A 14,509-nucleotide genomic window follows, 5' to 3' on the forward strand; every position below is an offset into this window, starting at 1 on the left:
GATCTGGACCGGTTGTCGCTGAACATCGCGACGACGAAGAAGTGGACGCTGCGCCAGGCCGTGGAGGGCGCGGCGCGCGCCGGGCTCCCGGCGGTGGGCCTGTGGCGGGACCGGGTCGCCGAGGAGGGGCTGGCCTCGTCGGCGAAGCTGGTCCGCGACGCGGGCCTGCGGGTGTCGAGCCTGTGCCGGGGCGGGTTCCTCACCGCCTCGGACGAGACGGGGGTGCGCGCGGCGCTGGAGGACAACCGCGCGGCGATCGTCGAGGCGGAGGCGCTGGGCACGGACGCGCTGATCCTGGTCGTCGGCGGGCTTCCCGAGGGCGATCGGGACCTGGCCGGGGCCCGCGCGCGGGTGGCCGATCGGCTCGCCGACCTCGCCCCGTTCGCCCGCGACCACGGCGTCCGGCTCGTCCTGGAGCCGCTGCACCCGATGTACTGCGCGGATCGCGCGGTCGTCTCGACGCTGGAGCAGGCGCTGGACCTGGCGGCCCCGCACCCGGCGGAGGAGGTGGCGGTCGTGGTCGACACCTTCCACGTCTTCTGGGACCCGGTGCTGGCGGGCGGCATCGCCCGCGCGGGCCGGGAGAACCGCATCGCCTCGTACCAGGTCTGCGACTTCAACCTGCCGATCGCCCGGGACGCGCTGCTGTCGCGGGGCATGATGGGCGACGGCGTCGTCGACTTCGCCGCCGTCACGCGCATGGTCGCCGCCACCGGCTACTCCGGCGACGTCGAGGTGGAGATCTTCAACGCCGAGATCTGGGACTCCCCCGGCGACCAGGTCGTCGCCACCATGAGCGACCGCTACCGGGAACTGGTGCTGCCCCACCTGCACTCGACCTGATCGCCTTCGGTCGGACGTTCGCACCTGTTGGCCCGAGGCCGACGGGTGCGAACGCGCATCCGACCGGTTCCTGCTGCTCGAGCGCGGGCGGAGCCTCGGCAGCCACGAGAGGGCCGACGTCACCCTCGACCACCTCACCCACCGGATGGTCGGCGGCGCCGAACCCGACGCCCTCGCCCGCGAACTCGACGCGGACCGACCCTGGCCAACCCGCCGACCGACCCGATAGCCTACCAAGCACTTGCTTGTCCTGGTTTCGGGGTGAGGTCGAGGACCCGATTTCAATGGAAGTCGGGATCCCGATTTCCATTGAAATCGGGGTTCTACGAGGTGAGGAGGCGGGTTTGGCGACGTTGCCGATGTTCCGGCTGGACGGCCGGGTGGCGTTGGTGTCCGGGGCCGGGCGCGGGATCGGGGCCGCGACCGCGTTGGGCCTGGCGGAGGCCGGGGCCGACGTGGCGGTGCTGTCCCGCACGCCCGAGCAGATCGAGTCCGTGGCGAAGCAGGCCCGCGAGCTGGGGCGACGTGCCGTGGCGATCCCGACGGACGCCGGGGACCCGGAGGCCGTCTCAGCGGCCGTGACCCGGGCCGCCGAGGAGCTCGGACGGCTCGACGTCGTGGTGAGCGTGACCGGCGGGTCGATGCCGCGGCCGTTCACCGACACCCACGACGAGGCGCTGCGGAAGTCCTTCGAGAACAACGTGGTCCACGGCGTCCGGCTGGTGCGCGAGGCCGTGCCGCACCTGACCAGGTCGGACTCCGCGAGCGTGGTGATGGTCTCCAGCAGCACCGGCCACCTCGTCGGGCGCGGCTACCTCGCCTACGGCGCCGCCAAGGCGTCGCTGGACCACGCGGTCCGCATGATGGCCGCCGACCTCAACCCGAACATCCGCGTCAACGCGGTCGCCCCCGGCGCCATCCTCACCGAAGCCCTCGAAGTCGTAGCAGCGGACCCGACGATGAAGGCCACCCTCGAAGAGCACACCCCGCTCCGCCGCATCGGCACCCCCGAGGACGTCGCAGCGGCCATCCTCTACCTCGCCTCCCCGGCCTCGTCCTACGTCACGGGCCAGGTCCTGGCGGTGGACGGGGGTCTCGTCACCCCCAACATGCCCCTCCCCATCCCCGACGTGTGAGGTCCGGTCACTCGCAGGCGGCTCCGTCGCCGTCTCCGTCCAGTTTGGACGAGTAGCCGGTGTCGCCGCGGTGCAGCGGAGCGGCGCCGGCGGCGCGGGCCTGCGCGCAATCGGCGTAGTAGGCGGGGAGCACCACCTCGCCGGCGCCGGGAACCGGAGCGGGCGCGGGCACCGGGGCGGCCTGCACCGGCGGGTGGCACCCCTCGCCCCACAGCCCGCGGCCCGCGGTCTTCGCGGTCGCCTCCGCCTGGACGAGTTCGGCGGTCAGGCCTTCGGCCAGGAACGACTGCGGGTAGAACTCCGCCGCGCCCTGCTGCAGCGCGAGCGAGGAGTACTCGGCGCCGTCGGGCAGGATCAACGAGACCTCCGGGTCGGGACTGCGCCCGCTGCTCCAGCCGACGCCGAAGGCGGCGCGCACCGTCACCCCGCGCAGCGACCGCTCGGCGAAGGCCCGGGCCTCGGCACCCCAGCACTCCCCCGCCGGTGGCGTCTGCAGCCCGGCGAGGCGCACGACCTGCGGGTCGCGACCGGGAACCCGGATCAGCACCCGGTCGTCGTCGAGGACGTCGAGCACCAGCGCCTGGTCCTGCGGCGGCGCGGGCGCGACGACGGGTGAGGGCGTGGCCACCGACGGCGGCGGCGAACTCGGCTCCCGCAGCACCTGCGGCCCGGCCGGTTGCGCCCGCTCGTCGTGCTCGGCCAGCCCGCCGATCGCCAGCAGCGCGATCACGGCAGCGAGCGCGGACGTCCCCGCGATCAGCGGTGCCCGCTTCGAGCCGCCCCGCCGGTACCAGTGGGCGCCGACGGCCGGCCAGAGCGTCAGCGGCCAGAACACCGCGGCGACCACCCCGGCCATCACCCACGGCCACGCGCGCCCCTGCCGGGCACGCTGCTGCCAGAGCAGCACGCTCATGACCACCGTCGCCACCATGCCGACCAGGTAGACGATCCCGAAGACCATCGGACTCCTCACTGCGCTCGGGTTCGGAGAACGATGATCCCTCACCCGATCGAGTGGCCGCGGTCAGATCACCCGGAACACCACCCCACCGGAGCAACGGCGTCCGGTCGGAACGGGGGGCTCCATACGTATTCATCCGGAGTTGATCGCTCCGGTACCACGGCGATCTCGCTGGAGTAGTATTCGTATGCAGATCTGCCGAGGAGGGAAAGCCTTGATCACCAGTCGCGACGTGGCTCGTCTGGCGGGAGTGTCGCAGCCGACGGTGTCGCGGGCGCTGCGCGGCGATCAGCGCGTTTCCGAGGCTACTAGGGAACGGGTCCAGCGCGCGGCCGATGCGCTCAACTACGTGCCGAGCGAGACCGGCCGCAGCCTGTCCACGCGGATGACCAAGCGCATCGGCGTCGTGGTCACCGACCTGACCAACCCGTTCTACCCACACCTGATCGGGCCGCTGCACGACGAGCTGGAGCAGCACGGCTACCGGATGATGCTGTTCACCGAGCGCTCCGAGACGGCGGTGGCCAGCCAGCGGCTGCTGGACCACTCGATCGACGGCGTCGTGCTGGCGACCGCGACCGTCGGCTCCCGGCTGCCCGACGACCTGCAGCGGCGCGAGCTGCCGTTCGTCTTCCTCAACCGCGAGGCCGGTGGTCAGCCCGCCGACGCCGCCGTGGTGGACAACGAGCTGGGCGGCAGGCTCGTCGCCCGCGAGCTGGCGCGGCTGGGGCACCGGAACATCGCCCACATCGGCGGCCCGGCCGACACCACCACCGGCCGCGACCGCGAGATGGGCTTCCGCCTCGGGCTGTCCGAGGCGGGCATCGGGCTGCCCGAGGACGCCGTGCGGCGCGGCCCCTTCGACTTCGACACCGGGTACCGGGCGCTGGCCGAGGTCCTGGACGGCCCGCAGCCGCCGAGCGCGGTGTTCTGCGGCAACGACGTGATCGCGATCGGCGCGTTCAACGCCGCCAAGGCGCGCGGCGTGCGCATCCCGGAGGACCTGACGCTGGTCGGCTTCGACGACATCCCGATGGCGGCGTGGGAGGCCTTCGACCTCACCACCGTGCACTACGACCTGGCCGAACTCGCCCAGGAGGCGGCTCGTCTCGTGGTGCAGCGCATCGAATCCCGCGACGCCGAACCCCGCCGCACGCTGTTCACCCCGGAACTCGTCCTGCGCGGCACCCACGCCGCCCGCTAGGGGCTGCACGTGCGTGGTGGCGCTCAGGTCCCGCCACCCGCACCGCCGCGCGGAACAACTCTCACAACGCCGAGATCGTCGTTCCGGTCAGCCGAAGTCCGGCGTTGCGGAGCATGCGGCGGCCGACGATCCGCTGGAACGCCAGCAGCAGGACGACCACGACGACCAGCAGCACGTCGTCGAGCAGCGGAACCAGGTCGACCGGCAGCGTCAGCGCCATCACGACGCGCCCGGCCGCGTCCAGCAGGAACATCGCACCCCAGAACGCGGTGCACGACCACAGCACGCGGCGGAAGGCCGGGTAGCGCTCCCAGTTGGCGGCCCACTCGGCTCTGCGCTGGTCATCGAAGATCGCCGCCGCCGCGCTGTAGAGCAGCGGTCTGCGGGCGAACAGCGTTGCCAGCAGCAGGATTCCGAGCGCGGCGGTGCCCCACGCGGCGCGCACCAGCAGCAGTCGCGGGTCACCGGTCACCAGCGACATGACGGCGCTGAGCGCCACCGCGCCGAGCACGAACAGCGTCACCCCGCCGACCCGCCGCTCGGTGGCGCAGGAGCGCGCGGCGCGGATCACCGGCACGGCCGCGGCCAGCAGCAGGGACGCGGTCGGGGCGAGCCCGGCGATGCGGGCGAGGTAGTAGACCGCGACGGGTCCGAGCAGGTCGGGGCCGATCCGGCGCAGCAGCGGCCGCAGGTCGTCCTTCACGCCGGAGCTCCCGCGCGGACCGCGAGCTCGATGGCCGTGACGACTTCGCGCTGGTAGAGCTCCAGGTCGACGTCGGATCCGTCGCGGACGCGCTGCGCGGCGGCGTCGACGCTCGCGCGGATCAGCACCGCCATCGAGCGGGTGTCGAAGTCCCGGAACTCGCCGCTGCGCTGGCCGTCGGCGAGGATCTCGGCCAGCCCGGCGACGCTGTGGTCCTGGCTGCCGACGCTGGTGTAGCCCTCGCCGTCGGCGGTGCGCAGGTGCGGGCCGATCTCGGTGAGCGCGGTGATCTCGGCCGGGTGCTCGCGCAGGAATCGCAGGTTGGACTCCAGGTAGGCGCGCAGCTTGCCGGTCATCGTCGGTTCGGCGTCGATGCGCGGCGTCATCTCCTCGGAGGCAGCGCCGAAGACCTCCAGGACGATCTGGCGGAGCAGGTCGTCCTTGTCGGCGAAGTGGTAGGAGATGAGGCGCGGGCTGCTCAGCCCGGCCTTCTCGGTGATCCGCGCGAAACTCGCCTTGGCGTAACCGACTTCGGCGATGGTCTCGATCGCGGCGCGCACGATCTGAGTCCGCCGGGCCTCGGTGGTGAACGTCCGTGCCACGAACGGCCCCTCCCCAGTTTTTATCTGACTGGATAAACACTACATCAGCCGGATAAATCCTGGGAAGGGGCCGCCCGCTCAGCGAGCCAGTGCGCGCAGCTGCTGCATGAGGATGTGGGTGAGGTTGTAGAGGACCAGCCCCGGCGGGGCCTCCTCGCCCTGCTCGGTCGAGCCCACGATCGTCATCAGCGGCTCGCCCCCGGCGGCCGAGACCACCTGCGACAACCGGGCCTGGACCTCCGGATCGGACGGGCCTTCGCGGCCCATCGCCACCGACAGGTCCGCCGGGCCCACCAGGATCGTGTCCACGCCGTCCACCGCGAGGATCTCGGCGGTGTTGTCGCAGGCCAGCGGCGTTTCCAGCATCGGGATCACCATCGTGGTCCGCTCCGCGGCGACCAGGTGCTCGGCGATCGAGTTGGTGCCGAAGCGGCCCGCGCGGCTGTAGGTGGCGAAGCCGCGCTCGCCCAGCGGTGGGTAGTGCGCGGCGGCGACCACCTGGCGCGCCTGCTCGGGGGTGTCGACGTGCGGGACGATCACGCCCTGCGCGCCCAGGTCGAGCACCCGCAGGATCAGCGCCGGCTCGTCCTCGCCGACCCTGACCAGCACCGGGAGCCCGTGGGCGTCGGCGATCTGCAGGTGCTGCTGCAGGTTGAGCAGGTCGGAGGGACCGTGCTCGCAGTCGATGACCGCGTAGTCCAGACCCGCCACCGCGGCCATCTCCAGCAGGTTCTCCGACGGCAGCCGCAGCAGCCCGCCGTGCAGCCGCTCTCCCGCCCGAACCCGTTGCTTCACACTCGTCATCGGCCCACCATTCCCGCCGACAGGTCGATGTCGGCTCCGCACATCCCGCGCATCTGCAGCATCGCCACCAGCGCCCGTCCCACTTCGTCCTCGGTCACCATCCGCTGCAGCAGCGCGCGGGAGACGAACTCCTGCTCCGCGGCTTCCTCGGTGATGCCGCTGCGCTCGGCTTCGAGGCGGAAGTTGCGCGTCATGCGCGGTCCTTCCACCGGCCCGGGCGACAGCGAGTTCACCGTCACCCCGCGCGGGCCGACCTCCCCGGCCAGCGTCGTGGTCAGGCCGATCACGGCCGTCTTCGACGCGCAGTAAGGGGTCCGGTTCAGCAGCGGCCGCTTGCCCGACACCGAGGCGACGTTGACGACGTCACCCGTGCCGCGCCCGACCATCGGCGGCAGGAACGCCCGGCACATCAGGTACACGCCGCGCACGTTGATGTCGAAGACCTCGTCCCACTCGTCGGGTTCGATCTCCAGCAGCGGTTTGACGGGTCCGGCGATCCCGGCGTTGTTGACGAGGATCGAGATCTCCTCGCCCGCCAGCTCCTCGGCCAGCTCCGACACCGAATCGGGGTCGGAGACGTCGCAGGTCGCGGCCCGCCCGTCGAGGCCGTCGAGGGTCTCCTCCAGCACCTCGCGCCTGCGGCCCACGGCCACGACCCGGGCCCCCGCGGCCGACAGCGCCCGGGACATCGCGCGCCCCAGGCCGTTGCCGCCGCCGGTGACCAGGGCGGTGCGCCCGGTGAGCGGTGTGGTCATCGTTCTCCTCGTTCCAGTAGTCGCCCGATGAGCGCGCCCACCACGGCCGGTCGTTCCAGCGGCAGCAGGTGGCCCGCCCCGGAGAGCACGTGCAGCCGCCCGCGCTGCGCGTGCCCGACGATGTCCTCGTGAAAACCGGTCGGGCACAACGCGTCCCGATCACCGCAGAGCACCCGGACCGGGCCGGGGTAGCCCGCGACGGCGTCGTACGCCTCGCCCCGGGTGGCCTGCGCGGCCAGCTGGGCGCGGAAGACCTCCGGACCGACGCGCCCGGCCATGCCCAGGAACCGCTCCCGCAGCGGACCGCTGGGCTCGGCGAACATCGCGGGCTGGATCTCGGCCACGACCTCGTCGAAGTCGCTCGCGGCCTGGCGCTCCCAGGCCGCTCGCTGCTCCGGACGGGGCGCTCCGGCGTTGGTCGACAGGGCGCCGAACGCGCGCACCCGATCCGGGGCACGCCGCAGCACCTCGAACCCGACGATCGCACCGAGACTCAGCCCCACCAGCGAGAACTCACCGTCCACGGAGGACAGGACCTGCTCGGCCATGCCCCCGATGGTCGGCTCGGTGATCTCGGCGTGCACCACCTCGCCCGGCAGCTCCGGCAGGTCCGACCACAGGTCGGCGTCGCAGAGCATGCCGGGCACCAGGACCGTCGGCGTCACTTGCCCACCGGTCGCGGGATGAGGTGGAACGGGGCCAGGTAGCCGTTGTGGTCGACGCCGACCCCGGCGTCGGCGGCGGCCTTGACGACCTCGTCGTCCCACTCCAGGCGGACCCGGCCGTCACCGCTGTTGATGACCAGCATGCTCGCGGTGCCGTCGGAGGCGTTGCGGATCTTGCGCCACGCACCGGCCGGCACCGAGAGCATGTCCCACGGCCCCAGCGTCACGCTGATCTCCTCCTCGCGGTTGAGCGTCACCTCCCACTCGCCGTCGAAGACCATGAGCACCTGGGTCTCGGGGTGGCGGTGGGTGAGCACGCCCTCCCCCGGGGCCGCGCGCAGCCAGGAGATGTTGTGGCCGTGCGGGTTGTAGATGACCGGTTCCTGCAACCGGTCCTCGGTCATGCCGAAGCCGATGACCTGCGCCAGCTCCGCCCCGCCGCCCGGCAGCGCCGCGCCCAGCACCGCGTGGGCCGACCACTCCAGGTCGTCGGCGGTGGCGACGCGCTTGCGCATCTTCTCCACCGGGTAGGCGGTCAGGGCGGCGATGTCCTCATCGCTCATCGGCCGCTTGAGCTCGGACTCGTCGGGCTTCTCGTCCCCGGCCACGGTGTCGATGAGCCGGTTGTCCTCGGTGAGGAACAGCCCGTGCCCCTCGGCCTCGCGCAGCACGCTGGGACCCCAGATGATGCCGCCGGTGTCGTCGTGCCCGAGGCAGGTGAACAACCACCCGTCGTCGGGGCCGATGTTGGTGAAGCCGCGGTAGATCCAGGTCGGGATCGAGGCGATGTCGCCCTCCCGCAGCACCAGCTCGCCCTCCTGCCCGTCGGCGCCCCAGCGCAGCAGGAACTCACCCCGGAAGCAGATGAAGACCTCGGCGGTGAAGTGCAGGTGCAGGTTGTTCACGATGCCGTGGGGCATCGCGGCGGCACCGATGTTGTAGCCGTGGGCCTCGCGCAGGTTGACCACCTGGTTCGCGCTCTGGGTCACCCCCGGCCCGATCATCGAGTAGTTCTCCTTGCGGTCGGAACCCGGTGTGCGGCAGTCGATGAACGCCTGGTTGCACGAGACGAAGTCCGATCGCCGGATCGTCCGCCGCTCCAGCTCCTGCCGGGTCACCTCGACCTGAGACATCAGCACCTCCGTGTGAATACGTATGTATCGATAAAACGCGCCGTGAACGGCGCTGTCAAGAGCGCCCGGGAAACCGTCTACCGGTGTCGTAGGGTTCGCTCGTGACCCTCAACCAGCTGCGCGCTTTCCTGCTCGCGCACCGGCTCGGCACGTTCACGGCGGTGGCGAGCGAGCTCGACATGGCCCAGCCGTCGGTGTCCGAGCTCGTCCGCCGCCTCGAGGAGGAGCTGGGCACCGCGCTGTTCGTGCGCGGCAGCCGCAAGCTCACCCTGTCCGAGGCCGGGCGCGAGCTGCTGCCCTTCGCCGAGCAGGCCCTGGCCGCCGTCGACCACGGCGGCGCGGCGGTGCGCGCGCTGAACTCGCTCAGCGGCGGCACCGCGACGTTCGGGCTGCTGCGCAACGCCGACTACTACCTGCTGTCGGACCTGGTGCGCCAGTTCCTCGACCGCTACCCGGACGTGAAAGTCCGCCTGGTGGGCCAGAACTCGGCGGAGACGGCCGCAGCCGTGCGCGACGGCGACCTGGAGGCCGGGCTGGTCGTGCTGCCCATCGACGACGAGGCCCTGTCGGTCACACCGCTGGCCCGCGACGAGGTCCTCTACGTCAGCCCGGATCCCGAGCGCGTCGAGCGCCCGGTGACGATGGAGGACCTGACCAGCGCGCCGCTGATCCTCTACGACGCGCGCTACGGCTGGAACGACCCGACCCGGCGCCAGCTCGCCGAACGGGCCCAGCTGGCCGGGGTCGCGCTGGACGCCGGGATCGAGGTCGAGCACGTGGAGTCCGCGCTGCGGCTGGCCGCCCAGGGCATCGGCGACACCATCGCCTCCCGCGCGGTGGTCGACAGCCGCCGCTTCCCGGCCGAGCTGCACACCGCGTCGTTCGCCGAACCGCTCTACGACACCATCGCCCTGATCCACCGCCGCAACCGCACGCTGTCCCCGGCGACCCGGGAACTCGCGCGACTCGCCCAGGAGACCCTGCTCAGCAGCGGGACCTCCTGGGCAAGCACGTGATTCGACTACTGCTGCACCATCGGCTTGCCCGTGGTGAGGTCCAAGCGGTAGCTCTCCTCCATCCACTTGATGACCACGACCAGGGAGATCACCGCGGCGATCGCGAGGTAGCCCCAGACGGCGTAGATCGTGCCGAAGGTGCTCACCAGCAGGGCCGAGACGAACGGCGTGATGCCGGAGAACAGCGCGAACGAGGAGTTGTAGGCGACACCGCCCGCGCTGAAGCGGGTCTTGGTCGCGAACATCTCGGCCACGCAGACCGTGACGATGCCGGTCAGGAAGAACTCCGGGATCACGTAGATCAGCTGCGCGATCACCGCCGCGGTGAAGGTGCCCATCTGAGCCACCCAGAACGCCACCGGGACCAGCACCAGCGCCGCGAGGTAGCCGGTGATGAGCATCGGACGGCGTCCGATGCGGTCCGAGAGCGCACCCGCCAGCGGCAGCAGCGGGATGATCACCGCGACCGAGATGGCGTTGGACCCCAGCGCTTCCGCCCGCGAGAGCCCGACGTTGGACGACAGGAACTCCGGCAGGTAGGTGACCCAGGTGTAGGACACGATCGCCAGCGTGATCGACGCGCCGCAGAACACCAGCATCTCGCGCCACTGCGACTTGAACGCCTCGGTCAGCGGGGCCTTGACGACGTCAGCGCCGTCGGCGGTGGCCTTGACGAACTCCGGCGTCTCGCCGACGCGGTTGCGGACCCACAGCCCGATCAGGCTCAGCGGCAGCGCCAGCAGGAACGGGATGCGCCAGCCGTAGCTCTGCAGCGCGGCGTCGTCGAATACCACCGCGGTGAGCGCGGAAGTCCCGGCACCGCCGAGGATTCCGACGAACACGCTGATCGAGACGAACGAGGTGTAGTAGGCCCGCCGCTTGGGCTGGGCCCATTCGACGACGAACGCGATGGCGCCGACGTACTCACCACCGGAGATCAGCGCCTGGATCATGCGCATCAGCAGCAGGAGCAGCGGCGCCAGCATCCCGACCTGCTCGTAGGTGGGCAGCACACCGATGAGCGCGGTGCACAGACCCATCAGCGCGATGGTCCACAGCAGGACCGATCGGCGGCCGAAGCGGTCTCCCCAGCGGCCGAGGATCATGCCGCCCAGCGGGCGGATGATCGTGCCGATGGCGAGGATCGCGTAGGTGCTCAGGACCCCGACGACGGGGTTCTGCGAGGGGAAGAACACCGGTGCCATGACCGGCGCGAGATAGCCGTAGATGCCGAAATCGAACTGCTCGACGAAGTTGCCGATGGTGCCGGCCGTGACGGCCCTGCGCATCGGTTCTGAGGACTGCGCCTGTTTTTCGGGCACGGGAGTTGAGGTCGACAATCGCTGCTCCGAGATCCGGGCGGGCTTCCGCAGCCCGCGCATGCCTGCTGCTCGATCGGACGAGTCGGCGGGATTCGCAAGAGAGTCGCAGCGCCCGATTCGTGTGTCAAGACCCACATGCATACGGATGTCTCCCGGTTGACCGAGAGCTTCGAGCGACCACCACGCGATGTGCATACGGATTAGCGCATCGTGATCGCATAGGGTGAACCTATGGCCTCCACAAGAAACTCCACTCTTGTCCAGTGGTAGAGACCCGCTTAGCGTTCGCCTCATGCGATTCAGCCCACGGCTGCTCGGCACCCTCGCCGGGCGGTTCGACCACCTCAAAGCGCCCTCGGAAACCCCTGCCGCGCAGCAGGACCCCGCGGTCGCGCAGCGCGTCTCGGAGATGCTCGGCGAGATCGAGCGCGACGGCCACGACGCCGTGCTGCGCTACGCCCGCGAGCTCGACGGCTGGGACGCGCCCGACGTCGAGCTCTCCCGCGAGGCCGTGCGGGCCTCCGGTGACGCCCTCACGCCCGAGCACCGCGCGGCCCTGGAGCTGGGAGCGGAGCGCACCCGCCGCTTCGCCGAGCTGCAGCGCGCCGGGCTCTCCGACGCCGAGGTCGAGCTCGCCCCGGGCCTGACCACCGGGTACCGCTACGTGCCGGTCGGCAGCGTCGGCGCCTACCTGCCCGCAGGCCGCTTCCCGCTCACCGCGGGCGCGTTCATGACCGTCGGCGTGGCGAAGGCCGCCGGCGTGCCGACCGTGATCGCCTGCCTGCCCCCGGGCAAGGACGGCCGAGCCGACCCGGCGGTCGTCTACTCGGCGCACCTGTCGGGCGTGGACCGGGTGTTCGTGCTCGGCGGCGTGCAGGCGCTGGCCGCGATGTCGTTCGGGCTGCTCGGTGAGGAGCCGGTGGACATGATCGTCGGCGCGGGCAACGCCTTCGTCGCCGAGGCCAAGCGGCAGCTGTTCGGCCGCGTCGCCATCGACCTGCTGGCCGGGCCGTCGGAGGTCGCGGTGATCGCCGACGAGACCGCCGACCCGGAGCTGGTGGCCGCCGACCTCCTCGGCCAGGCCGAGCACGGCGTCAACTCCCCCGCCGCGCTGGTCACCACCTCCCGCGAGCTGGGCGAGAAGGTCGTCGAGGAGGCCGACAAGCAGCTCGCGTCGCTGTCGACCGCCGAGATCGCGGGCCCGGCCTGGCGCGACTACGGTTCGGTGACCTGGGCGCAGGACCGCGAGACGGCCGTGGCGCTGATGGACGACCTGGCTCCCGAGCACCTGGAGATCCAGACCGCCGACGACGACTACTACCACGACGCGCTGCGCAACTACGGCTCGATCTTCCTGGGCACCTGGAGCACCGTCGCCTACTCCGACAAGGGCATGGCGGGCACCAACCACGTGCTGCCCACGGCGGGCGGCGCCCGCCACAGCGCGGGCCTGTCGGTCTCGCGTTTCCTGAAACCGCTGACCTACCAGCGCGTTTCGCGCGAGGCCACGCCGCTGCTGGCCGAGGCCGTGGAGACGATTTCCGACTACGAGGGCATGGCGGCGCACAAGGCCACCGCGACGCTGCGGCTGGAGCGCCTCCGGGAAGGCGACGCACGATGACCGAGATCTCCGAGCAGCCCACCGGCTCCCCCGGCGGCACCATGACGTCCGGCAAGCGCACGATGCCGAGCGACTTCAGCATCGCCGTGCGCCCCGGTGCGGGCGTGACGCTGGGCGGGGTGAACTACGGCGGCGAGCGGCGCCAGTCGATGGAGGGCTTCGAGGACGCCTACACCGACATCGTCGACTACATCGTCCGGATCACCCACCGCATCTGGGAAGACCAGGACATCGGCTACATCTACGACACCTACGCCCAGGGCTGCCGGCTCTACGACGACAGCGGCGTGAAGTACGGGGTCGAGCGGCTCATCGACGGCACGACGCAGAGCATCAACGCGTTCCCGGACTGCCGCCACTACGCCGACGACGTGATCTGGGCCGGTAGCGACACCGAGGGCTTCGTGACCTCGCACCGGGCCATCAACATCGGCCACCACACCGGCCCCTGGCGCTGGGGCCCGCCCACCGGCCGCAAGCTGGAGACCTGGGTGATGGCCAACTGCGTGGTGTGGCAGAACGAGATCTACGAGGAGTGGGTCCTCTACAACACCGCGGCCAAGCTCCAGCAGCTCGGCATCAACGTGGCCGAGGCCGCGCGCACCTACGCCCGCGAGGGCGGGCTCACCCCGGTCTCCGAGCGCCCGTCGTCGGAGGCGCTGCGCCTGGTCGGCGGCCGCAAGCCGGTCCTGCTGCCGGAGCCGGACAACAGGTCCGGTTTCGACGTGGAGGGCTCGGTCCGGGCGTTGTGGCACAACGTGTTCAACCGGCGCGACCTGAGCGCGATCGACCGCTTCTACGCGGAGAACGTGCGCTGGCACGGCACCACCAACCGCACCGGCTGGGGCCGCTCGGACGTGCGGGCGATGGCCCGCAGCCTGCTGGCCACCTTCCCCGACCTGGGCGTGCAGGTCGACGAGGTGTACTGGATGGGCAACGACGACGACGGCTACAGCATCTCCGTGCGCTGGTCGGGCGCCGGAACGCACCGCGGCGTCGGCCTGTACGGCAAGCCCACCGGCAAGCGGGCGCACCTCTGGGGCATGTCGCAGCTCTACGTGATGCACGGCCGCATCGTCGAGGAGTGGTCGCTGTTCAACGAGTTCGACGTGATCGCGCAGCTCGTCGCCGAGGACGGCGGACCGGAACTGGTCTGACCGCTCGACACCCGCCACCTGGGGCTCTCGCGGAGCTCCGGGTGGCGGTTTCGGCCGATGCGGGCCGAAATCGGAATAATCGTCCCCAGCGGCGGCCCGGATGTGCTAGACATTACCAACGGGTAGTGGCACATCCGACGTTGCACGCACGGCCGCGAGGGGGCGGTGCACGTGAGTTCCGAGGTCGATGCTCAGCTCGACGAGATGCGGAAGAACGGCTGGGAGTCCTACGTGTTCGGGCCGCGCGACGACCCGAACGCCGTGGGCCTGGCCTACCGCTGGAAGACCTGCGCAGACGTCCTCGTGCTGCACGCCGAGGACGACGCGACGGCCTACCGGATGCCGCTGGGCCCGGACGCCGACCTGTTCGCGCCGCGCATCGTGTCCTGGCACTACCACGCTCCGGCCGAGTGGACGATCCGCGCACTCCTCTCGCTCCCCCGGCCCGGCGCGCCCGACGCGCCGCTGGCGATGCTGACCCCGCCGCCGGACTGCGCCGTTCCCGCGCAGTTGCGCCGCACGATGACGATCCGGCCGAACCCGCGCCGCGCCCACGTCTCCACCTGATCGGGCGAGCTTCGGCGCTG

General features: G+C 71.3%; 15 protein-coding genes. 7 read left to right on the forward strand and 8 right to left on the reverse strand.

Annotation, left to right across the window (positions count from 1 at the left end):
* Nucleotides 1–3: 3 nt before the first annotated feature.
* Together QFW96_RS01065 and QFW96_RS01070 are read left to right on the forward strand one after the other, a co-directional pair.
* Nucleotides 4–843 (forward strand): sugar phosphate isomerase/epimerase family protein, encoded by an 840-nt coding sequence (locus tag QFW96_RS01065; protein WP_281454010.1) that lies wholly within the window; start codon nt 4–6, stop codon nt 841–843.
* A 344-nt stretch (nt 844–1,187) separates the two neighbouring features.
* Nucleotides 1,188–1,979 carry an SDR family oxidoreductase gene (locus QFW96_RS01070; protein WP_281453558.1) on the forward strand — a complete coding sequence of 264 codons (792 nt, stop codon included), beginning with the start codon at nt 1,188–1,190 and terminating at the stop codon, nt 1,977–1,979.
* A 7-nt stretch (nt 1,980–1,986) separates the two neighbouring features.
* Here QFW96_RS01070 and QFW96_RS01075 read toward each other — a convergent pair whose 3' ends face one another.
* Nucleotides 1,987–2,940, reverse strand: coding sequence for a thermonuclease family protein (locus tag QFW96_RS01075; RefSeq protein ID WP_281453559.1), 954 nt, complete (start codon nt 2,938–2,940; stop codon nt 1,987–1,989).
* 214 nt (nt 2,941–3,154) lie between these two features.
* On the opposite strand from QFW96_RS01075, the gene QFW96_RS01080 reads away from it, so the two are divergent.
* Nucleotides 3,155–4,144 carry a LacI family DNA-binding transcriptional regulator gene (locus tag QFW96_RS01080; RefSeq protein ID WP_281453560.1) on the forward strand — a complete coding sequence of 330 codons (990 nt, stop codon included), beginning with the start codon at nt 3,155–3,157 and terminating at the stop codon, nt 4,142–4,144.
* A gap of 61 nt (nt 4,145–4,205) precedes the next feature.
* On the opposite strand, the gene QFW96_RS01085 is transcribed toward QFW96_RS01080, so the two are convergent.
* The 6 genes from QFW96_RS01085 to QFW96_RS01110 form a co-directional block, all read right to left on the reverse strand.
* Entirely contained in the window at nt 4,206–4,847 is a 642-nt protein-coding gene (locus QFW96_RS01085; RefSeq protein WP_281453561.1) for a VC0807 family protein, read from the reverse strand.
* Nucleotides 4,844–5,449, reverse strand: coding sequence for a TetR/AcrR family transcriptional regulator (locus QFW96_RS01090; protein ID WP_281453562.1), 606 nt, complete (start codon nt 5,447–5,449; stop codon nt 4,844–4,846). Before QFW96_RS01090 ends, QFW96_RS01085 begins: the two co-directional genes overlap by 4 nt.
* 78 nt (nt 5,450–5,527) lie before the next feature.
* Nucleotides 5,528–6,253 (reverse strand): HpcH/HpaI aldolase family protein, encoded by a 726-nt coding sequence (locus QFW96_RS01095; RefSeq protein WP_281453563.1) that lies wholly within the window; start codon nt 6,251–6,253, stop codon nt 5,528–5,530.
* Complete coding sequence (locus QFW96_RS01100) at nt 6,250–7,008, reverse strand: SDR family NAD(P)-dependent oxidoreductase (RefSeq protein WP_281453564.1); 759 nt, start codon at nt 7,006–7,008, stop codon at nt 6,250–6,252. Before QFW96_RS01100 ends, QFW96_RS01095 begins: the two co-directional genes overlap by 4 nt.
* Nucleotides 7,005–7,673, reverse strand: a complete 669-nt coding sequence (locus QFW96_RS01105) for an alpha/beta fold hydrolase (protein WP_281453565.1) — start codon at nt 7,671–7,673, stop codon at nt 7,005–7,007. Before QFW96_RS01105 ends, QFW96_RS01100 begins: the two co-directional genes overlap by 4 nt.
* On the reverse strand, nt 7,670–8,806 hold the full coding sequence (locus tag QFW96_RS01110) for a cupin domain-containing protein (protein ID WP_281453566.1): 1,137 nt from the start codon (nt 8,804–8,806) through the stop codon (nt 7,670–7,672). Before QFW96_RS01110 ends, QFW96_RS01105 begins: the two co-directional genes overlap by 4 nt.
* A 101-nt stretch (nt 8,807–8,907) precedes the next feature.
* On the opposite strand from QFW96_RS01110, the gene QFW96_RS01115 reads away from it, so the two are divergent.
* Complete coding sequence (locus QFW96_RS01115; protein WP_281453567.1) at nt 8,908–9,822, forward strand: LysR family transcriptional regulator; 915 nt, start codon at nt 8,908–8,910, stop codon at nt 9,820–9,822.
* Nucleotides 9,823–9,827: 5 nt separating this feature from the next.
* Here QFW96_RS01115 and QFW96_RS01120 read toward each other — a convergent pair whose 3' ends face one another.
* The gene (locus tag QFW96_RS01120; protein WP_281453568.1) at nt 9,828–11,204 is read right to left on the reverse strand and encodes an MFS transporter; all 1,377 of its coding nucleotides are present in this window, start codon (nt 11,202–11,204) and stop codon (nt 9,828–9,830) included.
* Nucleotides 11,205–11,436: 232 nt separating this feature from the next.
* Here QFW96_RS01120 and hisD point away from each other — a divergent pair, with 232 nt between their 5' ends.
* From hisD to QFW96_RS01135, 3 genes are all read left to right on the forward strand, one after another.
* Nucleotides 11,437–12,765, forward strand: coding sequence for a histidinol dehydrogenase (hisD, locus tag QFW96_RS01125; protein ID WP_281453569.1), 1,329 nt, complete (start codon nt 11,437–11,439; stop codon nt 12,763–12,765).
* A complete protein-coding gene (locus QFW96_RS01130) occupies nt 12,762–13,922 on the forward strand; it encodes an ester cyclase (RefSeq protein ID WP_281453570.1) in 1,161 nt (386 codons plus the stop codon). Before hisD ends, QFW96_RS01130 begins: the two co-directional genes overlap by 4 nt.
* 171 nt (nt 13,923–14,093) lie before the next feature.
* Complete coding sequence (locus QFW96_RS01135) at nt 14,094–14,489, forward strand: hypothetical protein (RefSeq protein ID WP_281453571.1); 396 nt, start codon at nt 14,094–14,096, stop codon at nt 14,487–14,489.
* Nucleotides 14,490–14,509 lie beyond the last annotated feature (20 nt).

This window comes from Saccharopolyspora ipomoeae, from assembly GCF_029952525.1.
Taxonomy (GTDB): Bacteria; Actinomycetota; Actinomycetes; order Mycobacteriales; family Pseudonocardiaceae; genus Saccharopolyspora; species Saccharopolyspora ipomoeae.